The 21952-nt window shown below is 60.7% G+C and carries 13 protein-coding genes (1 of these 13 only partly in view); 7 read left to right on the forward strand and 6 right to left on the reverse strand.

What is annotated here, in order from left to right:
- A protein-coding gene (locus ACRRSD_RS03255) for an amino acid adenylation domain-containing protein (RefSeq protein WP_435037098.1) crosses the window boundary here: on the reverse strand, positions 1-3961 show its start. It extends 9056 nt beyond the left edge of the window; 3961 of the gene's 13017 nt are visible here — the first part of the coding sequence; the start codon lies at positions 3959-3961; its stop codon lies off the left edge, out of view.
- A 257-nt stretch (positions 3962-4218) separates the two neighbouring features.
- Positions 4219-10629 carry an amino acid adenylation domain-containing protein gene (locus tag ACRRSD_RS03260; RefSeq protein WP_435037099.1) on the reverse strand — a complete coding sequence of 2137 codons (6411 nt, stop codon included), beginning with the start codon at positions 10627-10629 and terminating at the stop codon, positions 4219-4221.
- Between the two features lie 478 nt (positions 10630-11107).
- Here ACRRSD_RS03260 and ACRRSD_RS03265 point away from each other — a divergent pair, with 478 nt between their 5' ends.
- From ACRRSD_RS03265 to ACRRSD_RS03280, 4 genes are all read left to right on the forward strand, one after another.
- Positions 11108-11902 (forward strand): helix-turn-helix transcriptional regulator, encoded by a 795-nt coding sequence (locus ACRRSD_RS03265; RefSeq protein WP_435037100.1) that lies wholly within the window; start codon positions 11108-11110, stop codon positions 11900-11902.
- A gap of 33 nt (positions 11903-11935) precedes the next feature.
- Positions 11936-13330 (forward strand): efflux transporter outer membrane subunit, encoded by a 1395-nt coding sequence (locus ACRRSD_RS03270; RefSeq protein WP_435037101.1) that lies wholly within the window; start codon positions 11936-11938, stop codon positions 13328-13330.
- A 157-nt stretch (positions 13331-13487) separates the two neighbouring features.
- The gene (locus ACRRSD_RS03275; protein WP_008079652.1) at positions 13488-14093 is read left to right on the forward strand and encodes an SCO family protein; all 606 of its coding nucleotides are present in this window, start codon (positions 13488-13490) and stop codon (positions 14091-14093) included.
- A complete protein-coding gene (locus ACRRSD_RS03280; protein ID WP_435037102.1) occupies positions 14093-14572 on the forward strand; it encodes a copper chaperone PCu(A)C in 480 nt (159 codons plus the stop codon). Before ACRRSD_RS03275 ends, ACRRSD_RS03280 begins: the two co-directional genes overlap by 1 nt.
- A gap of 78 nt (positions 14573-14650) precedes the next feature.
- On the opposite strand, the gene ACRRSD_RS03285 is transcribed toward ACRRSD_RS03280, so the two are convergent.
- Entirely contained in the window at positions 14651-15145 is a 495-nt protein-coding gene (locus tag ACRRSD_RS03285; protein ID WP_435037103.1) for a hypothetical protein, read from the reverse strand.
- 234 nt (positions 15146-15379) lie between these two features.
- On the opposite strand from ACRRSD_RS03285, the gene ACRRSD_RS03290 reads away from it, so the two are divergent.
- Both ACRRSD_RS03290 and ACRRSD_RS03295 read left to right on the forward strand, forming a co-directional pair.
- A complete protein-coding gene (locus ACRRSD_RS03290; protein WP_102899169.1) occupies positions 15380-15754 on the forward strand; it encodes a hypothetical protein in 375 nt (124 codons plus the stop codon).
- Entirely contained in the window at positions 15751-15948 is a 198-nt protein-coding gene (locus ACRRSD_RS03295; RefSeq protein ID WP_435037104.1) for a helix-turn-helix transcriptional regulator, read from the forward strand. The genes ACRRSD_RS03290 and ACRRSD_RS03295 overlap by 4 nt, the downstream gene beginning before the upstream one ends.
- 36 nt (positions 15949-15984) lie before the next feature.
- On the opposite strand, the gene ACRRSD_RS03300 is transcribed toward ACRRSD_RS03295, so the two are convergent.
- Positions 15985-17001 (reverse strand): ABC transporter substrate-binding protein, encoded by a 1017-nt coding sequence (locus ACRRSD_RS03300; protein ID WP_435037105.1) that lies wholly within the window; start codon positions 16999-17001, stop codon positions 15985-15987.
- Between the two features lie 268 nt (positions 17002-17269).
- Complete coding sequence (locus ACRRSD_RS03305) at positions 17270-17449, reverse strand: hypothetical protein (RefSeq protein ID WP_435038572.1); 180 nt, start codon at positions 17447-17449, stop codon at positions 17270-17272.
- Between ACRRSD_RS03305 and ACRRSD_RS03310 the strand changes: the two genes are divergently transcribed.
- Complete coding sequence (locus ACRRSD_RS03310) at positions 17414-19624, forward strand: LTA synthase family protein (RefSeq protein WP_435037106.1); 2211 nt, start codon at positions 17414-17416, stop codon at positions 19622-19624. The genes ACRRSD_RS03305 and ACRRSD_RS03310 overlap by 36 nt on opposite strands.
- Positions 19625-19750: 126 nt before the next feature.
- On the opposite strand, the gene ACRRSD_RS03315 is transcribed toward ACRRSD_RS03310, so the two are convergent.
- The gene (locus ACRRSD_RS03315) at positions 19751-21787 is read right to left on the reverse strand and encodes a TonB-dependent receptor (RefSeq protein WP_435037107.1); all 2037 of its coding nucleotides are present in this window, start codon (positions 21785-21787) and stop codon (positions 19751-19753) included.
- Positions 21788-21952 lie beyond the last annotated feature (165 nt).

The following is a 21952-nucleotide window of genomic DNA, read 5'->3' on the forward strand; positions in this document are numbered from 1 at the left end:
CGAGGACGATATGGTGCATCAGGAGAATGCCGATCCAGCGGTTGTGCGACTGATCTTCGGTGTAGACAAAGCGCATCAGCGGCGCGCGATTGAGGTCCAGACGATAGTGACGTGGATCGAAACGCGCCTGCATCTGCTCCAGCACGTCGCCGTCGAGTTCATCGGCATCAACGCGCTCCAGCGCCAGTGGCGCCTTACGCCAGACCACTTGCACCGCCTCTTCCAACCCTTCCCAGACAATGCCGGTACGCAGAATGTCATGGCGCTCGATCACACCATTCAAGGCACGGACGAAGTCTTTGATCTGCGCCAGACCGTCGAAAGCGAATTGCGCCTGCAACACATACGGATCACCGACGCTGGTGGCCAGATGGTGATAGAGAATCCCCGCCTGCAACGGGGCCAACGCATAGATGTCCTGCACATTGGCGATGCCGCCCGGCACCGTTTCAACGACACGGTCGATGGCGGTTTGATCGAGATTGGCCAGCGGCAGCATCGCCGGAGTAATGCGCGTGCAACCCGGCTCGATCAGGTTGTCGGGAACGACAATGGCGCGTTCGCTGCTCAAGGTCGCCGCCAGCGCTGCCACGCTCGGCTGGCCGAACAGTACGCGCACGTCACAGTGCAGATCCTGTTGGCGCATGCGTTCGATCAGCTTCACCGCCAATAGCGAATGACCACCGAGTTCAAAGAAATTGTCGTGGCGACCGACCTGCTCGACACCGAGCAATGTCTGCCAGAGACCGGCGATCAGATGCTCGACAGCTCCGACCGGCGCTTCGAAACCACGCCGGGCGAATGCCTCGCTGTCCGGTGCCGGCAGGGCTTTGCGGTCGAGCTTGCCGTTGGTGGTCAGCGGGAAGGTCTCCAGGCGCACGAAGGCACTCGGCACCATGTAGTCAGCCAACCCCGCCAACAGATGATCACGCAATTGCGCCACATCAGGCGCGGCGCTTTCCTCCGCCAGCCAATAGGCAACCAGACGCTGATCGCCGGGGCTGTCCTCACGGGCGATGACTACGGCTTCGCGCACACCCGCGCAAGCGCACAGGCGCGCTTCGATTTCGCCCAGTTCGATGCGGAAACCGCGAATCTTCACCTGGTCGTCATTGCGCCCCAGGTATTCGAGGCTGCCATCGGCGGCCCAGCGCGCGAGATCACCGGTTTTATACAACCGCGCCTCTGCGTTGTCGCCGAATGAATCATTGATAAAACGCTCGGCAGTCAGTGCTTCGCGATTCAGATAACCGCGCGCCACACCCGCGCCACCGACGTACAACTCGCCAATTACGCCGACGGGGACCGGTTCGCGCTGCGCATCGAGGACATACAGTTGCAGGTCGGGAATGCGCACGCCAATCGGGCTGACGCCGACCAACTGTGCGTCGGCGGCTTGCAGTGGTCGATAAGTCACGTGCACCGTGGTTTCGGTGATGCCATACATGTTCACCAGTCGTGTGCCGGCATTGCCGACCCGCGCGTACCACGGTTTGAGCAGGCCCGGTTCCAATGCTTCGCCACCGAAGATCACTTCGCGCAAGGAGTGCTGCAACGTGCCGCGACCCTGCGCGGCGATCAGTTGGCGGAATGCGCTCGGCGTCTGATTGAGCACGGTCACCCCGGTTTCGCAGAGCAATGCATAGCAGTCGTCCGGCGAGCGGCTGACAGTTTGCGGGACCAGCAGCAATTGCCCGCCGAACGCCAGCGCGCCCCAGATTTCCCAGACCGAGAAGTCGAATGCGAAGGAATGGAACAGCACCCCGATGTCTTGCTGGTTGAACTGGAACCAGTCGTGGGTGGCAGAAAACAGCCGCGCCACGTTGCGATGCTCGACCATCACGCCTTTGGGCAGACCGGTGGAGCCGGAGGTGTAGATCACGTACGCCAGATGCGCCGGGCGCAGCTCGGGGATCTGCGGATTGCTGTCGAGTTCGGCCGTGAGGTGAGCGCTGTCGAGGTCAATGTGCGGCACGTCGAGATCGGCCACGCGATCGCGGGTCGCTGCCTGCATCAGCAGCGCCACCGGGGCGCTGTCCTGCAAGGTGAAGCTGATTCTGTCCAGCGGATAGGCCGGATCGATCGGTACGTAACCGGCGCCCGCCTTGAGTACACCCAGCAGGCCGATGAGCATTTGCGGGCCGCGTTCGACGCAGATGGCGACACGGTCGTCAGGGCGAATGTTCAGCGCCAGCAAATGGTGGGCGACCTGATTGGCGCGACGATTGAGTTCGCCGTAGCTGAGCGTCTGCCCTTCGAAGATCAGCGCCGTGGCGTCCGGGCGGGCCTGTGCATGGGCTTCGAATTGCTGGTGGATCAGCGGGGTGTCGGGGAACTGCGACAGCGGCAAATTGCGGCCGTGCAGCAGGTGTTCGCGTTCGCTGGCGGGGAGGATTTTCAGCTCTTGCAGCGCCACATCGGCGCTGGATTGCAGGGCAGCAGCCAGACTCTCCAGCGCCGTATTCAGATAAGCCGCCATGCGCTCGGCGCCCAATGCCGGATCCGCCAGCGCGGTGATGCGCAAGTCCGCACCTAGGTCGTCGATGTTGATGGTCAGCGGATAATTGGTGCGCTCGCGGGCGCCGAGCACCTGCACACCGGGGGCAATATCGACCTCGTCCGCGACTTCTTCGACGCTGCTGTGTCGGTAGTTGAGGATCGCGCTGAACAGCGGCGTCGGCACCGCGACGGCGCTGCAGCGTTGCGCCAAAGCCAACGAGGCTTGCTCGTGGGCCAACAACGCGGTCAGGCGCCGGTGGGTCGCCAACACGCCGGCACGCACGCTTTGCTCACCGACATCAACGCGCAGCGGCAAGGTGTTGATGAACATGCCCAACGCCTGCTCGCCGCCCTCGCCCGCGTCCATCCGCCCCAGCAGGACCGTGCCGAATACTACTGCCGTGCGCCCGGACAATTGCCCCAGTACCCGCGCCAGGGCCAGATGCGTCAGGCTCGCGACGCTCACGCCGAGCTGCCGCGCCTGCTCGCGCAACTGCCGGCTCAAGCGGCTGTCGAGCATCAGCGTGGCTTCCTCGATGGCGTGGCCATCGCCCTGCACATCCTGCAAGCCACATGGCAGCGTCGGCTCGTCGATGTCGGCGAGCATGTCGCGGAAAAACGCTTCCTGCGCCGGTTCATTGCCGGCACTGCGCGCCTTGGCCAAGTGATCGCGATACGGCACCGGCGCGGCCACTTGCGCGGTCTGCCCGAGCAGGCAGGCCTGAATTTCCCGACGCAGTACGTCCAGCGCCACGTGATCCATGATCATGTGATGAAACAGCAACAGTGCGACCACGCGGCCCTGAGCGGGATCCTGCGCATAGACCAGACGCAGCAACGGCGCTTGCTGCATGTCGAGACGGAAGTGCTGCGGGTCGTGGCGTTCGAGCAGTTGCGTCAGCACATCGGCGCCGCTGTCGACACTGACTTCTTCACACACCAGCGGCGCCTCGCGCCAGACCACTTGCACCGCCTCGTCGAGGTATTCCCAAACGAACGAGGTGCGCAGAATATCGTGACGTTTGACCACCCAACGCAGCGCGTCGGCGAAAGCGTCCAGCCGTTGCGGGCTGTCGAACACGAAGCGCGCCTGCGAGATGTAAGGGTCACCGGCAGCAGCCGAGAGATGGTGATAGAGCATGCCCTCCTGCAACGCGGATAACGGATAAATGTCCTGCACGTTGGCAGCGCCACCCGGCACCGTGGCAACGATGCGGTCAAGGGTGTCCTGATTCAGCGTCACCAGCGGCAGCATGTCCGGGGTGATGCGAAAGGCCGGGCTCAGCCAGTCGCCGCCATGTTGGGCGACCAGCTCCAGCAGTTGCGCCTTGTGCGCCGAGAGGCTGTCCCACAAGGCATCATCCAGCGCGTCGTCGCTGCCCAGAATGACCAGGTCTTCATCTTCCTGTTGAAGGCGGATCGCATGGGTGGAAATGACAGCCATCAGTTCGCTGAAATGCATGAGGTAACCTGCTGTAAATGCGGAAAAAAGGAGCGCGCAGCAGCAAGTCCGTGCACGCGGCGCGCAGCCTGGAAAAACTAAAACATCGGGGCGTGGCTGTCTGACATGGGAAGCGGGGACAAGCCGCCGGCTTGAGCACCGCAAGCCCCCTGTGGGAGCGAGCTTGCTCGCGAATACGCTGGTTCAGTCAATGTTGATGGCGACTGATACACCGCTTTCGCGAGCAGGCTCGCTCCCACAGGTTTTGTGTCCGGTAGTCAGAGACGGCGCTTGCGGTTGAGGTTCGGGATGGTGGTCTGGGCGATCTCGACGTGCTTGGCCTGCCGCGAGGTCTGCGCCGCCAGCGCGGCCAGCGTCGGCTGGCTGAACAGCGTGCGCGCATCAACATGCAGCCCAGCCAGACGCATGCGCGCAACCAGACTGACCGCCAGCAACGAATGCCCGCCCAGCTCGAAGAAGTTGTCGTGGCGCCCCACCTGCTCGACCTTGAGCACCTGCGCCCAGATCTGCGCCAAGGCACTTTCCACGTCGCCTTCGGGGGCCGCGTAAGGACGACTGAGCAGCGCCTCTGCTCCCGGCTCCGGCAACGCCTTGCGGTCGATTTTGTCGTTGGGCGTCAACGGCAATGCCGCCAACATCACGTAGGCAGCGGGCACCATGAACTCCGGCAATCGCGCCAAAACATGCGCGCGCAACGCTTCAAGCGTGGGCGCAGCGTGCTCGGCGCGCACGCTGTAATACGCCACCAGTCGCTCATCGCGTACCAGCACCACCGCTTCACGAATCGCCGGATGTTCCAGCAGCCGCGCTTCGATCTCGCCCAGCTCAAGGCGCACCCCGCGCAGCTTGACCTGAAAGTCGTTGCGACCGAGAAACTCGAGATTGCCGTCAGCGCCGTAACGCACCAGATCCCCGGTGCGATACAAGCGATCACCGGCCACGAACGGACTGTCGATAAAGCGTTCGGCCTGCAATTGCGGCAGGCCCAGATACCCACGCGCCACGCCCACTCCACCAATGTGCAGATGACCACTGACGCCAAGCGGCACGGATTGATCGCTGGCATCGAGGACATACAGGCGCGTGTTGCTCAGCGCCTTGCCGATCGGCACCAGTGTTTGCGGCACCGGCTCGCCGGGTTGCAGCGTCCAGCCACTGCTGTCGACCGTGGTTTCGGTCGGCCCGTAGACGTTATGCAGGCGCACCCACGGCAGCCGCTCGCGCACTTGCCGGGCCAATGCGACGGTCAACTCGCCGCCACCGTTGAGCACGTCAGTAAGGCTGGTGCACTGGCTGACATCACCCTGCTCGATGAACTGCTGCAACAACGCCGGCACGAACTTGACCACCGTAATGTTCTGTTCGCGGATCACTTGCGTCACATAGGCCGAATCGCGATTGCCATCCGCCCGCGCCAGCACCAGGCGCATGCCCGAGCACAGCGGCCAGAAGATCTCCCACACCGAACTGTCGAAACTGTACGGGGCCTTTTGCAGCAACGCCCCATGTTCCGTGGGCGGCGACAACTGCGAGCCCCAGTGCACCATGTTGCAGGCGCTACGGTGTTCGATCATCACGCCTTTGGGTGTGCCGGTGGAGCCAGAGGTGTAGATCATGTAGGCCAGATTTGTCGCGCCGAGACCTGGCACCTGCGGATTCTCGTGCGGTTGGTCCTGCCATGCACCGAGATCGAGATCGATCAGCGGCACGCCCTGTTCACCAAGCAGATCACGCGTTGCGGCATGCACCAGCAGCGCGACCGGCGCGCTGTCCTGCAACATGTAATTCAGGCGTTGCAGCGGATAATCCGGATCGAGCGGCACATAAGCACCGCCAGCCTTGAGAATGCCCAGCAGACCGATCACCAATTCAGGCCCGCGCTCGACGCAGATCGCGACCCGCGAATCCGGTTGTACGCCCAGTCCGCGCAGATGATGGGCCAAGCGGTTGGCCTGCTCGTTCAACTCGCGATAGGTCAGGCTTTGCCCGGCGAATTGCACGGCGATGGCATTCGGTTTGCGCTTCACCTGTTGTTCGAACAGTGTGTGAAGCGGCTGGTCCAGCGGGCAGTCGACTGCTGTTGTGTTGAACTCGATCAGCAACCGCTGCAACTCTTCCTGCGGCAACAGCGGCAGGCGATTCAACGGCTGCTGCGGCGTGTTTTCCAGCGCCTCGACCAAGCCTTTCAACGCAGATTGCACATAAGCGCAAATCCGTTGCGCGCCGATGCTCGACAGGGTTCGGGTGGTCAGACGCAAGCCCGTGCCGAGGTCATCGACGCTCAGGGTAAACGGGTAATTGGTGCGTTCCTCGTTGGCCAGGGTTTCGATGCCCTGCCAGGTTTGCCGGGAGGTTTTTTGCTCGACATCATCGCTGTGCCGATAGTTGAGCAAGGCGCTGAACAGTGGCGCCGGCGCAGCAACGCCGCTGCACCTCTGGGCCAGCGCCAACGAGGCGTGTTCATGGGCGAGCAAAGCGGTCAGGCGGGCATGGGTGGATTTCACCGCTGCACGCGCGCCCTCGCCGACATCGACCCGCAGCGGCAAGGTGTTGATAAACACCCCCAACGCCCGGTCGGCACCCGCGCCGCCCTGCATGCGCCCCATCAACACAGTGCCGAATACGACACTTTGCTGGCCGGATGTCGCCGCCAATACTTGCGCCCAGGCGAGGTGGATCAGGCTGGCGACACTCACGCCGGCCTGACGCGCCTGCTGCTGCAAGCGCTGATAGAAATCGCTGGCCAGGGTTTGCTCGGCTTCTTCGATGTTGCTGCCGTCGCCTTTTACGTTCTGCAAAGCGAACGGCAAGGTCGGCTCGTCGATGTCGCCGAGCATCTGCCGGAAGAACGCTTCATGCTCCTGCTCGCTGACGCCGAATCGCGTCTGCGCCACATAGTTGCGGTACGGCACCGGTGCCGCCAGCGGTTCGCTGTGCCCGGACAGGCTGGCGTGAATTTCTTCGCGCATCGCCTCCAGCGCAATGTGATCCATCGCCAAATGATGGAACAACAAGATGCCGACCACCCGATTATGCGCCGGGTCTCGGGCATACATCAGGCGCAGCAGCGGCGCCTGACTGACATCGAGGCGATAACGCCGCGCGTCGAAGCGCTGGTGCAACTGATCGATGATTGCGCCGCCAGCAGGATCAAGTTCGACTTCCTGCACAGGCAAAATGGCCTCGCGCCAAACGACCTGAACCGGTGACGTCAGCCCCTCCCAGACCACCGCCGTGCGCAGGATGTCGTGCCGCGCCATGACCTGACGCAGCGCAGCGGCGAAGGCCTCGACCCGCTCGAGGCTGTCGAATGCCAGCAGCGATTGCAGCAGGTACGGATCGCCCTGCGCAGCAGTAATGTGGTGATAGAGAATGCCTTCCTGCAACGGTGCCAACGGGTAGATGTCCTGCACATTGGCGGCACCGCCCGGCACCGTCGCGACGATACGCTCGATCATCGCCTGATCCAGTTGCACCAGTGGCAGCAGGTCAGGCGTGATGTGCGTGCAATCGGACGCAATGCGGTTGGCCGGTACCTCGACTTCGCGGCCGCTGCCCTCCGCCGCCGCCAGCGCCGCCAGTGTCGGTTGGCTGAACAGCACGCGAACATCGCTGCTCATGCCAATCTGGCGCATGCGTTCGATCAGGCCTACGGCCAGCAAAGAGTGGCCGCCCAGCTCGAAGAAATGGTCGTGACGCCCTACCCGGTCGACCTGCAAAACCTCGGCCCAGATCTGCGCCAGGGCGATTTCAACGTCACCTTGTGGCGCCTCGTATTGCCGCCGGATCAATGCTTCCGGCCCCGGTGCCGGCAACGCTTGGCGATCAAGCTTGCCGTTCGCCGTCAGCGGCAAACTCGCCAATTGAATGTATGCGGCCGGCAGCATGGCGGCTGGCAAACGCGAGGTCAGGTGCGCGTGCAGTTGCAGGATGTCCAGCGCTTCACGCTCGGTGAACCACGCCAACAGCTGGCCGTCGCGCACCAGCACCACGGCTTCCTGCACCGCGTGATGACTGGCGAGAGCGGCTTCGATTTCGCCCAGCTCGACACGCACACCGCGGACTTTCACCTGATCATCGTTACGGCCGATGTACTCAAGGTTGCCGTCGGCACGCCAACGGGCAAGGTCGCCGGTGCGGTACATACGCGCATCCGGCTGCGCACTGAACGGGTCGTCGAGGAAGCGTTCGGCCGTCAGCTCCGGGCGATTCAGATAACCCCGAGCGACCCCGGCGCCACCGACATACAGCTCGCCAATGATGCCGATCGGCACCGGGCGCTGCCGATCATCGAGCAGGTAGGCGGTGGCATTGCTCACGGGTTTGCCGATGTGCAACGGCTGTCCCGGAGTGATCAGCCCCGAGGTGGCGACCACCGTCGCTTCGGTCGGCCCGTAGTTGTTGACCACGGCAAACCCCTGCGCACGATTGAACTGGCGCAGGCGATCGCCGCCGATCAGCAAGGTGCGCAAGGTCGGATGATCGAGTTGTTTGCTGAAGGCATATTCGGCAATTGGCGTTGGCAGGAAGCTGACGTCCAGCGGCTGCGCCCGCCACCATGCGAGTAGTGCATCGATGTCTTCGTTGCCTTCGCTTGCAGGCGACAAATGCAGCGTTGCCCCGGCGCACAATGCCGGCCAAACTTCCCAGGCCATCGCGTCAAAACCGAAGCCGGCGAGGCTTGAGGTGTGCTGCCCGGCGCCGAGTCCAAACGCCGCGCAATGCCAATCGACCAGATTGCCAAGCGTGCGGTGCTCGACCATCACGCCCTTAGGCAACCCGGTTGAGCCGGAGGTGTAAATCACATAAGCAAGGTTGCTCGTGTGCAACTCCGGCAGGTCGGGATCGGTCAAGTTGTCGAGCGACCATTCGCGCCGATCAAGCTCGATCACCGGCAGCGCTGTGGCGGGAATTCGGTCACGCAGATCGCTTTGCGTCAGCAGCGCCACCGGAGTGCTGTCGCTGAGCAGATAACTCAGGCGCTCGGGCGGATGCGCCGGGTCAATCGGCACATAAGCGGCGCCAGCCTTGAGAATCGCCAGCAGCCCGACCAATGTCTCCAGGCCCCTTCGCGCAACAATCGCCACCCGATCATCCGGCCTTACGCCTAGGCCCAGTAGATGATGAGCCAGCGCATTGGCTTGCCGATTCAGTTCGGCATAACTCAGGGTTCGCCCCTGATACGTCGCGACCACGGCGTTCGGCTGTTCGGTCACCCGCGACTCGAATCGCTGATGAATCAGCTGCGCCTGCGGATAATTGACGCGGGTGTCGTTCCACTCATTGAGCAGAGCCAGTTCTGCCGGGCTATTGAGGTTGAAATCAGCGATGGACAGCTGCGGACGCTCCAGGCCTTGCTGCAGAATCAACAACAAGCGCTCGGTGAAAGCCGCAATCTCATCGACCGCGAAATAGCCCGGCGAGTACACCAGATGCAACCAGGCCTTGTCGGTGTAACGATTGCTGCGCAGGTGAAGGGCCAGCGGAGTCGCCTCGTGCTGGTTGGAGACCTTGACCGCGTGTCCCGACGCCTCACCGTAACGGTAGTCATGGTCGTCCTGTTCGTAGGACACCGACAGCTCGAACAGTTGCGCACGGTCTTCACGCAACAGGCCCAGCGCGCGGTTCATCTCGCTCAGCGGGTAGCGTTGATGGCGAAAATCCTGCTTCAGGCTATCGCCGATTGCCTTGATCAACTCAGCGAATGACAACGCTCGGCCAAAGTCCATGCGCATTGCACTGACCTGGGTGAACAAACCCAAAGTGCTTTTGAACCGGGCGCCGGAGCGATTGAGAATCGGCAAGCCGACCACCCACTCGTCACGTTGGGCGGTGCGACTGAAATACACATGCAGTGCCGCCAGCAACACGTGAAACGCCGAGCCACCGAATTGTCGCGCGCAGTCTTTCATGCGCTCGTGCAGCACGGCTGGAAAAGCCTCGACGTGGATGCGACCTGGCGCTGCTTCAGCGTCGAGGGATTCACGATGACGGGGCGTCAACAAGGGCTCGGGCAAGCGGCGGTACTTGTCCAGCCAGTAGCGTTGATCACGCTCATAGCGAGGTGATTGATGGTAGCGTGCGTCATCTTCGATAAAGCCGAGATAGGACGGTGCCGCCGTAAATAGTCGCTCGCCACGGTACAACGCGCTGTAGATCTCGCCCACCGACTTGAACAGCAGCGCGAAAGCCCAGCCATCGATGATCAAGTGATGGGCCTGCGCCGCCAACCAGTGGCGCTGGTGGTCGAGGCGGATCAGGCTGAAGCGGAACAACGCTTGCCCGCTCAACACAAAGGCCTGCGCCATCTGCGCTTCGACCAGCGTCCGGGCTGCCGACTGTGGATCAGGTTGGCCACTGACATCGTGCAGCGACATCACCACCGGCAGCGCCTGAGCAAACCCTTGCAACGGCAGCCCATCGTGACCAACGTCCGAGAGCAGAACAATGCGCAAGGCATCATTCGCTGCCACCAGAGATTCAAGCGCCGATTGCAGCAATGCCGGATCCAGCGGCCCGCTCAGTTCGACGTAACCGCCAATGTTATACAGCGGCGAATCTCCACGGCTCAGTTGGTCCAGCCAGATATCCCGCTGGGCAGCGGTCAGCGCGAATGTTTCGACAGGCACGGACACATCGTCCGCCACGTTGGCAGAAGTAGGCTGCATAAGGTCCTTCTCATGAAATTTTGCCGGTATTCAAGCATCGGCCCCGCCACCGACATGACACCTGAAACCCGGACAATCACCACCCTGATATGCGCTATGGGCGTGGTTATCGCAGGCACTGTCTAAAAATTCGGAGAGGAAAGACTGAAAAGTTTGTAGGAAAAAAACCACACACCAGCGCCGCCATTTGCTCGAGCGCTGCCTATCAAAAAATCAGCATCTTCCGGTTTACCGGGCCTGCGGCGTGACTGAACAGTCACTGATGACGACACTTCTGACATTTATGCCGTCAGAACCCCGGCGCCAACATTCAGAAATAGTGGCACTTTGTGTCCCTGTTTTCCCCTACAGACGTAGGACAAATCCATAGGCTTAAATCCCGCTCCAGATCGTGTTCAAGGAGAAAGGACGGCGTGGGCGGCTTTTGCATAAACGGCAGACGATTCAGTGAAGGTTCTGAACCAGGGATGACAAGGATATGAATCTGACCGGCAGTATTCGCAATATGGAAAACCCGCACTTCTACTGGCAACTGGGTGAGCTGATTGCAAGCACGGGCAATGATCACTTTGCCACGAACATGTTCCAGTTGGTCGACACGCTGGTGCCGGTCAACCGCCTGGATCTCAGCGAGTGGACGCTGGATGAGCGGCAGGCCAGCGTGGTCGAGATCAAGCCGTTGGGCAGTGCCGGTCTGACGCCGACCTGTGCACCGGCCGACCCGCTGGAAAGCCCCGACGATCATCCGCTGTTGCAGAAGATGATCGAGATGAACGACTCGCTGCTGATTCAACTGAAAGCCTCGCTCCAGCCTCGCCACCCGCAACACAGCGTCCATCAATGCAATCTGGTCTCGCGCACCTCCAACCGCCGTTGCGTCATTTCGTTTTACCGACCGCATACCCAGCGGGTGTTTTCCCTGCCCGAGCTGTCGTTTCTCAAGCGCCTGTCCGACACCTTGCTGCCGCTGATCGAACGCCATGCGCAGATCAGCCGGCAAATCCTCGCCCGGCAACCACGCCAACCCTTGGCCGAGCTGGATCAGGCGCCGCTGGCGCAGGTGTTCGATGAGCGGCTGGCGTTAAGCGACATCGCTTTGTCGGTGCGCGAGAAAGAAGTCTGCCTCGGTTTGTTGACCGGCGGCACCGTGCCGCAAATGGCCGAAAAGCTGCGGGTCAAGAACAGTTCGATCGAGACGTACCTGAAACGCGCCACGGCCAAACTCGGGGTCAGTGGTCGGCATGGTCTGGCGAAATGGATGGCCGGGGCCTGAGCAAAACGCTCTTTTTTTGCATGAGGCAGTACGATGTTGACGTTGCGACTTTCCCTGCTGTCCATAGCGGTGCTTATGGGCGGTTGTTCATTGATTCCCGAGTATCAGCGCCCCGCTTCACCCACCGCTGCGCAGTATCCGACAGCGACACAGGCAGCAACGGGCAGCGAGGACTGGCGCACGCTGTTCACTGATCCGGCGTTGCAACAACTGATTGAAAGCGCACTGGTTAACAACCGTGACCTGCGCGTGGCGGCACTCAACGTTGAGGCGTTCCAGGCGCAATACCGCATCCAGCGCGCCGACCTGCTGCCGGCGGTGTCGGCCAATGCCAATGAGCTGCGCCAGCGCATGCCGCCGAGCGTGACCCAAGGCAAAGCGCTGATCAACTCGACGTACTCGGTCAACCTCGGCATCAGCGCTTATGAGCTGGACTTCTTCGGTCGCGTGCGCAGCCTCAGCGAGGAGGCCTTGCAGACCTGGCTTGCGACTGAACAAGCGCGACGCAGTGCCGAGCTGAGTCTGGTGGCCAACGTCGCCAACGCCTACCTGACCTGGCGCGCCGATCAGGAGCTGCTGGTTCTCACTCGCGAGACCCTCGCCGCCGATGAACAGAGCCTGCACCTGACCACGCGCAACCGCGAGGCCGGCAAGTCTTCGGCGCTGGAACAGGCGCAAGCGAAGACCAGCGTCGATAGCTCTCGGGCCAATCTGGCGCGTTATCAGCGTCAGGTCGCTCAGGACCTGAACAGCCTGACCTTGCTGGTCGGCGCACCGGTGCCGGACTCACTGCCCGCTCGACCGCTGGCCAGCGATCTGGTGCAACAACTGCCGGCCGGGCTGCCATCGGATCTACTGCAACGGCGTCCGGACATTCTTCAGGCGGAGTACAAACTGAAAGCGGCCAACGCCAATATCGGCGCAGCGCGCGCGGCGTTTTTCCCCAGCGTCAGCCTGACGGCGAATGCCGGCACCTCCAGTCGAGACCTTTCCGGTTTGTTCGGCGCCGGTTCCGGGGCGTGGACCTTTCAGCCGCAGATCAGTCTGCCGATTTTCAATGCCGGCAGCCTGCGCGCCAGCCTGGATTATTCAAAGCTGCAGAAAGATGTGGCAGTGGCCGAATACGAAAAATCCATTCAGACCGCCTTTCAGGAAGTCGCCGACGGCCTCGCCGCGCGCAGTACGTATCAGCAGCAATTGCAGGCGCAACGCGATCTGGTCGAGGCCACGCAGACCTACTACAACTTGGCGCAGAACCGTTATCAGAATGGCGTCGACAGCAGCCTGACGTTCCTCGATGCGCAGCGTTCGCTGTTCAGTTCGCAGCAAGGCCTGATCACTGATCGCCTGGCGCAACTGGTCGCTGAGGTCAATCTGTACACCGCGCTGGGCGGTGGCTGGAGCGTTGAAGAATCGCGCGTGCAGTGAGGCTGCCGTCACTTTTTCTTACACCTTTTGTCGCTCGATCCTGCACCGTGTGGCGATCCGTGGCCGGCCTCTGCCCTCAGTTTGGTATCATGCGCCGCTTTTACGGTTAACCCCCCGCCAGTCCTGCTGACTGACGGGCTGCAAAAGGCGGTATTAGATGACGGCTTTGTTGACTCGCCGCAAGGTGCTTGCGGGAATGGGCGTGCTCGGGCTAGGCCTGCTCGCCGGCTGCGACACCCGCGGCCAACTGTCGTACAAGTACGGCAAGGATCTGAGTAACAAGATCATGGGGCGCACCTTCAAACTGAAGAACACCGACGGCGAAACCATGACGCTGTCGAGCTTTCGCGGCATGATGCCGATGGTCTTCTTCGGTTTCACCCAGTGCCCGGCGGTCTGCCCGACCACCCTCGCCCGCGCAGCAAAAATCAAGAAACTGATGGGCGCCGATGGCGATCGCTTGCAGGTGATCTTCATCAGCCTCGATCCCGAGCGCGACACCCCGGAAATCCTCGACGCCTACATGAAGGCTTTCGACCCGACCTTCGTTGCGCTGTACGGCACGCTCGAGGAAACGGCAGCCACGGCCAAGGAATTCGACGTGTTCTACGAAAAAGTCCCGGCCGGCGACACGTACACCATCTCGCACACCGCCACCAGCTACGTTTACGACTCCAACGGCGGCTTGCGCCTGGGTCTGTCCACCTCGCTTTCGGCAGAACAATGCACGGAAGATTTGCTTACTGTTATGGAGGTTTGCTGATGCAACCTGTTCTGAACCACATCAAACGCGCTGTCATCGGTCTTTCTCTGCTGGGTCTGGCATTCCAGGCGACCGCAGCGACCAAAGTCGACGACGCCTGGGTTCGTGCCACCGTGCCGACCCAGTCCGCCAGCGGCGCGTTCATGACCCTGACCGCCGATAGCGACAGCAAGTTGCTCAGCGTCGCGACGCCAGCGGCCAAAGACGTGCAGATCCACGAAATGACCATGAAAAATGATGTCATGAGCATGGGCCCGGTGAAGTTCGTCGAGCTGCCGGCCGGCAAAGCCGTCAAGCTTGATCCGAACGGCTACCACGTGATGCTGATGGGTCTGACCGGTCAGTTGAAAGAAGGCGAAGCCGTGCCGCTGACCCTGACCGTGGAAAACGCCAAGGGCGAGAGAGAGACCATCGAAGTGAAAGCGCCGGTTCGCGCGCTGACCAACATGGAAGGTCACGATCACAGCAAAATGCACTGATCTGACTGAGCGGCGATAAAAAGGGGCGGCCTGATCGATGATCAGGCCGCCCCTTTTTTGTTTTTGATCTGTGCCGAATTAACGATTGCGAGCCAAAGCCCTGCGCACGCTTTCCCGTGACATCCGCGAGCCGGAACGGGGCACGGCTTCAACGACGGTTGCCTTGGCCTGTTCCTTGCGCTTTTCCACCTCACGCCACTGGTAACCGAGATATCCGCCTGCCGCCACAATCCCCAGCCAACCGAACACCGAACTGACGAAGAACCACAGCCCGAGGGTGATCCATACGTTTTTCGAGGTGAATAACTTCAAGCTGTTATCGACAGGCAGCGGTTCCTCCGGTTCAACCGCTGCCTTTGTCACCGGCATTCTATGCACCCCGTCCAGATCAATGCGCCAAGCGAAGTCCGCCCCGGCCACCGGAATGTCTAGCTGATTGCCTTCAGCACGATGCACGCGAATTTCGCCATTGACGAGCGACGTGGAGCTGAAACTGACCTGGGTTTCATAGTGAATCTCGCCGTTGACCTGGGTCACGACCGTTCGTTTTTGGTCAATGCGGGTGTCGCGCATGTCAATTCCTTGAGCGTTCCACGTCGGACGACGTGCGAAGGGATAATCCGTTGGGCTCGAATGCTACTGAGTGGTTATTACGCTGTCCAGAAAGCGTGACCCTTAGCTGCAGACCTACGCGAAAATCCTCCGGCATGAGTCTATTCGAGGCTACCAGCCATGATGGAAAGCATGCTTTACATCGGACAAGTCTTCGGCGACTATGTAAAGGGTCTTTTACATAGGAAGTGAAGAATGAACCGGTATTACCTCGAATTGGGCGCAGCATTAATCATCTACATGCTGGTACTGACAGCCTCATTGATTGCCTCGCAATACCTGATGGACGCCCCCATCGTGCTGCGTTCGGCCGTCGCACTGACGCCGATCATTCCGGCGGGACTGATGTGCTGGGCCATCGTGCGCAACATGCGGCGCATGGACGAAATGCATCTGCGCATTCAGTTCGAAGCTTTGGGTTTTGCCTTTGCCGCCTCAGCACTGCTGACCTTCAGCTACGGTTTTCTGGAAAACGTCGGCGCTCCGCACATTCCGTGGACGTGTGTGTGGCCGGTGATGGGGCTGATGTGGATTGTCGGCCTGCAAATTGCGCGACGCCGCTACCAATGAAAAACCGTCTCAAGGAATTGCGCGCCGAGCGCAAATGGTCGCAGGTCGACCTGGCACAACGCCTGAACGTGTCGCGCCAGACCATCAACGCCATCGAAAACGAACGCTACGACCCGAGCCTGCCATTGGCGTTTCAGATTGCCCGGGCGTTCGAGATGCCGATCGAAAGCATTTTTGATGATGGCGAAGCTTGAATGAAAAAAGGGGCAACACACGTTGCCCCCTGTTCTTCAACTCCCCGCGCCACCATGTGCCTCTTCAAAGAAATAATCCTTCCAGCTGTCAGCCTTGTTCTTCAGCACGCCCAGTTCCTGCAACTTCTCGGCGTAGATGAACGTACGTTGCGGCACCACGGTGAAATCGATTTCCGGGTCTTTGACGATTTGCTCGACCAGGGCCAGCGGCAACTTCGACTGTTCGACACGAATATACGCCTGAGCCGCTGCCGGCTTATCAGCCTTGATGATTTTTTCGGCCTCGGCCAAAGCGTCGTAGAACGCCTTGTAGGTTTTCGGGTTTTCGTCGTGGAATTTTTCCGTGGTGTACAGCACGTTGAACGTCGCCTGCCCACCGAGCACGTCATAGGAACTCAGCACTTTGTGCACGTTGGGATTCTGCAGGGCCTGGTACTGGAACGGCGGGCTGGAAAAGTGCGAGTTGATTTCCGAGCCGCCAGCAATCAGCGCGGCTGTGGCATCGGGGTGCGGCAGGCTGACTGAAATGTCGTCGAACTTCTTGTACTGCGCGTCGCCGAACTGCTTGGCGGTTTCGATCTGCAAGGTGCGCGACTGGAAGCCGACACCGGCGGCCGGCACAGCAATCCGGTCCTTGTCGGTGAAGTCCTTGAGCGTTTTGATGTTCGGGTTGTTGGTCAGCAAATAGTTGGGCATCGAGCCCAGTGCGGCGATGGCTTTGACGTTCTGTTTGCCTTTGGTGCGATCCCACACGGTGAGCATCGGCGGTACACCGGCAGACACTACATCGAGCGAACCGGTCAGCAGTGCTTCGTTCATCGCGGTGGCGCCGGAAATGCTGTTCCAGTCGACCTTGATGTCGAGCCCCTGCTCCCTACCGTGTTTTTCGATGAGGCTCTGGTCGCGCACCACATCGAGAATCAGGTAACCGATGCCGAATTGCTGGGCGATGCTGATCTTGCCTTCAGCCTGAGCGCCGGTGCTGAACAACGCACTCGCGGCCACAGAAGCGGCCAACAGAGTCAGTGCGGAACGTTTGAACGGTGTGGCCATGACAACCTCGCAGCATGGGGGTGGTTTGCTGAAAGGCCTGACTTTATCGCTATAAAAAACAGAAATTAAATATCTTTATCGCATATCGATAGCACGGGTTGTTGAGCGAAATCAGGCTGCAGGCTTCTGGATTGTGAGATTTAAAAAAGATCGCAGCGTCCCGCAGCTCCTACATTGGATGCCGGTGATGGTTTGGCACCTTAAACAGCCTGAAACAATAAATCCGTCGGCAGCAATATCGTCAATTGCCGTGCAACACGAGGGCCGGTCAGGCCTGCAGACGCACCGTCACCTTGATTAGCCCGCACGCCAGCGCATCACCCGAGCGTTTAAAAGGGCGATCAGACAGCCCACCCTTGGTATCATCGCCCACACTTTTTTGACGTTTTGATGACTTTGGAAGGTCTTTTTTGTGAGCGCTCTTTTTAGCCGGTTGCGGCAGCCGCATGCCCGCCTCTTTTCGTTGATCTTGCTCGTGCTGATTGTGCCGGTGTGCCTGCGTGCGGCACTGGGCTGGTCAACGCCCCTGGGCTATGTGTCGGACCTGGCCATTGGCAGCCTGTTGGTGGTGTTGCTGCATCGCCGGGCGTGGTGGCTGGCCTTGCCGGTATTGCTGTTCTGGGGCTTGCTGGCCGTGGCGACCGCTGAACTGGTCAGCGCCGTCGGGCGTCTGCCGACGCCTTCGGATATTCATTATCTGATCGATCCGCAGTTCGTCGAGAACTCCACAGGTGGCGGGCTGGCGCACCCGGGGCTGGGCATCACTTTGTTGTTGGCCCTGCTGTTCTGGCTGCTGTCCCAATTTGCTGGCCGTGGCATGCCGCGTCCGCCCCTGCCCCGAGCGGTCTGGGGTGCGCCGCTGGTACTGTTCGCCGCGCACTGGGGCGCGCAAAACCTGTGGCCGAGCGAAGCCGATCCGTGGCGCCAGTACAACCTGCCGCACCAGTTGCTGGCCACCGAAGTCGCCGATTTGCAGATCCAGGCCGAAGAATGGCTGGACGGTGACGTTGAAGAACCCGCGCCGGCCATGGCCGGGCTCACCGACGTCGACCTCAATGGGCAGAAACTGCTGGCCGCACCGGGACAAGCGCGCAATGTGCTGGTCATCGCCCTGGAAGGTATTCCCGGCGCCTATATCCGCGCCAACCGCGAGGCCATCGGCAGCCACTATCAGGAAGACCTGATGCCCAACCTCAGCCGTTGGGCCGAGCGCGGCATGAACACCCCGGATTACGTGCTGCATACCCATCAGACCATTCGCGGTTTGTACGCGATGCTTTGCGGCGACTACGACAAACTCAACAACGGCACGCCCAAGGGCGTAGAAATGCTCACCCTCAACGAGCGCAATCAGGCGTGCCTGCCGGCGCAACTGCGTGAACACGGCTTCAGCACGCACTATCTGCAAGGTGCCGGCCTGCGCTTCATGGCCAAAGACAAGATCATGCCGCACATCGGTTTCGATGCGACGCACGGTCTGGAGTGGTTCACCAACAGCAACTATCTGGAGTTTCCGTGGGGCAAGGATGACAAGGCGTTTTTCGAAGGCGCGCTGGACTATGTCGGCCAACTGAAAAAGCAGAAACAGCCGTGGATGCTGACGCTGCTGACCGTCGGCACCCATCAGCCCTACTCCGCGCCCGAGGAATACCTGGAGCGCTACGAAACGCCAAAACAGGCGGCCGTCGGTTATCTCGACGATGCACTGGAGCAGTTTCTCAACGGCCTCGAACGTCAGGGCGTATTGAAAGACACGCTGGTGGTGATCACCTCGGACGAATCCCACGGCATCGACGGCGTGCGCCTGGCCTCTTCGTGGGGCTTCAATCTGACCCTGGCGCCGGAACATGAACAACTGCCACGGCTGAACAAAGGCGTGTATGGCCACGTCGATCTGAGTACCTCGATTCTCGATTACTTCGACTTGCCGGTGCCTTCCGCCCTGAGCGGTCGCTCGCTGTTTCGCGACTACGACAGCGGCCGCGAAATCATGTCTTTCACCAACGGCAAGCTGCGCTATCACAACGGTCAGGGGATCTTCTCCGAGTGCGACATGCCACGTCGCTGCCGCTATTACGAAAGCGCCGGTTTCATCGCCGACAGCGCCACGTACAAAGGCAACTACAGCGGCCACCCGGCCCGGCAGATCGCCGCCCGCGCCAATGCCCTCGACCTTTCGTTGCTGCGCACACCGCTCAATCATCGCTATCAATTCGGCAGCACCAACGTCATCCCGCTGCAAGCGCAGATCAACGATGACTGGGCCGACAACTTGATCGGAGCGCAATACCTGGAAATGCCCAAAGGTTCGCACACTCGCGTGCGCCTGACCGTGCGTTCAGTCGATCCGCAACAAGCGGCGTACATTCAACTCAAGGCCAAGGAGTTTGAACAGGACGTGCAGATCGGTTTGCCACAGGAGATGGTGGCAACCGCCGACCAGCCACTGGAAATGAACTTCAGCTTCGACAACCCGCAAGAGCGCAAAGCGTTTTCTTTCCATTTGCTGGGGTATGGATTGGGTGCGGTTGAAGTGACGGATTTCAGTGTGATTACTGAGTTGCCGGGGCAAGAGGACATTCTTGACGACGTGCCGGAGGACGACACGGCCCAATCCACCTGATCACGCCCGTGCAGGAGCTGCCGCAGGCTCGGGGCCGCGATCGGACGATCTTTGGCTTTTAAAATAGAGATCAAAAGATCTCAGCCTGCGGCAGCTCCTACAGTGGCAATCGTCCGAAAGCGATTATCAGAACGTCGTGCGCAACCCGACCTGAATGCTGCGCCCTTCTGCCGGCGCAATGTCGCGCAGGATCGAACTGGCATAACGCACGGTTTGATTGGTCAGATTCTCGGCATTGACGAAGGCCAGCCATTGGCTCTGGCCGACATCGAAGTGATACGCGACATTGGCGCCCAGCGTGGTGTAGCCGTCGGTGGCGCTTTCATTGTCCGGCACGCGATGTTGTGAACTGGCGTGTTCGACATCAATGCGCGCCTGCCACTTGTCCAGTTCCCACAGCAGCCCGCTGTTCAGCCGCAGCGGCGCGATGCGTGGCAAGTCTTCACCGGTGTCGAGATTCTTCGCGCGGGTGTAGTCGCCGGACAGTTCCAGGGCAAATTTGCCGTAGGCACTTTCGCCGAGGCTCCAGCGATCCTGCGCTTCAATGCCGCTGAAACGTGCCCGCACGCCGGAGTAGGTGTATTCCGGGATGCCGTCGGCGTCCTCCTCGCCTTCGTCATTCAACGTCCGGCCCGTGCCGAGCAAGCCGATGTAATTGGAGAAGTGGCTGTAGAACACACCCACACTGCCCTTGTGCGTGCCGTTATCGAAACGCAATGCGAGGTCGCTGGACACGGCCTTTTCCTTCGACAGCCCGGCATCGCCGACCTCATAGGTACCGGTCGCGACGTGGGCACCGTTGGCGTACAGCTCATAGAACGTCGGTGCGCGCTCGGTGTAGCCCAGCGTCGCGGCCACCGACCAGATCGGCGTCAGCGTGTACACCGCGCCAGAGGAAAGACTGCCAGCGGTGAAACTGCTGGAGCGGTCGGCGTTGGCGAAGCGCTCATTACCCTTGGCGTCCGGGTCAACTGTGGTGTGCTCAAGGCGTCCACCCAGGGTGAACAGCAGTCGGTCGGTGGCTTGCAACTCTTCAAGAATGAACAGCGCAGCGGCATCGGTATCGGTCTGCGGCACGAACGCTTCTTCGCCGAGGGCCGAGAACTCGTTGCGGCTGACCTGCGCACCGACCACCCCGTTGAACGGCCCCAATGGCTGGTGCCGCGCCTCGACACGCGCCTCGTAACCTTTGTTCTTGAACGTCGTGCCGACCTCGCCGCCTTCGATTTCACGATGTTCGTAATCGGTGTAACCGGCATCCAGTTTGATCGAACTGAACGGCCCGTCGAGATTACGGATCTCCGAGGCGAACGCGTAGTGCTCCTGTTGCATGCGGATGCGCACGTCTTGTTCCGCGGGCGAGCCGTAGTTGGAATCGTAGTTGCTGTAGGACAGGCCGGCGTATCCATCATCCCAGGTGTAAGACCCGCCGACCGCGCCTCCATCCTGGCGACCATCGCTGTTGGCCAGGCGATGCTTTTTTGAGTCGCCGTCGTCGTTTGCGCGTTCGCGAGCGGTTTTCGCGTAACCGGGGATTTTCAGGTCATTGAACTCGCGGGCGCTAGCGTCCAGATGCAAGGCGAATTGTCCGTTACCGGCCTCCAGTTTGCCGGCGCTGCTACGCGTGGTGTCGGCACCGCCGTAGCGCAACTCCCCAGCGCCCTGGATACCTTCAATAGCTTCGGTCGGAATGCGGTTATCGAAGGTGTTGACCACGCCGCCAATGGCACTGCCGCCGTACAGCAGCGCCGCCGGGCCACGGATGACTTCCACGCGTTCGACGTTGACCGGGTCCAGCGGCACCGCGTGATCGTAAGACAGCGACGAGGCATCCAGCGCGCCGACACCGTTGCGCAGAATACGGATGCGATCACCGTCCTGACCGCGAATGATCGGCCGGCTGGCCCCCGGACCGAAGTACGACGAGGACACGCCGGGTTGCTTGTTCAGGGTTTCGCCAAGGCTACCCTTTTGTTGAAACGTGAGGTCATCGCCACTGAGCACAGTCGATGGCGAAGCAAGTGTCTGGCTGCCGAGCGGATTGCCGGTGATGACTTGCGGTTGCAGTTCGAGGGTATCGGCGGCGAACACCGGCGACGCAAAAAGCAGCGCGGCGGCCAACGGATTGAGGCGTCGTTGCAGGGGGTGGGAACGGGCAGGCATTGCAAAATTTCCATGCGCTGAAATGTGAAGGTCGCTGCCAGCGTTTTGCTCTAACGCTGGTAGAAACAGAATGAAACGAATTTTATGTTATACAATAACATTTCTTCCTGTCATCCCGATTTTCACATTTTGTTTTTTGCAGAGGCTCAACAACGCATGTTTCAA

It is taken from the genome of Pseudomonas neuropathica, from assembly GCF_051174785.1.
Lineage (GTDB): Bacteria > Pseudomonadota > Gammaproteobacteria > Pseudomonadales > Pseudomonadaceae > Aquipseudomonas > Aquipseudomonas neuropathica_A.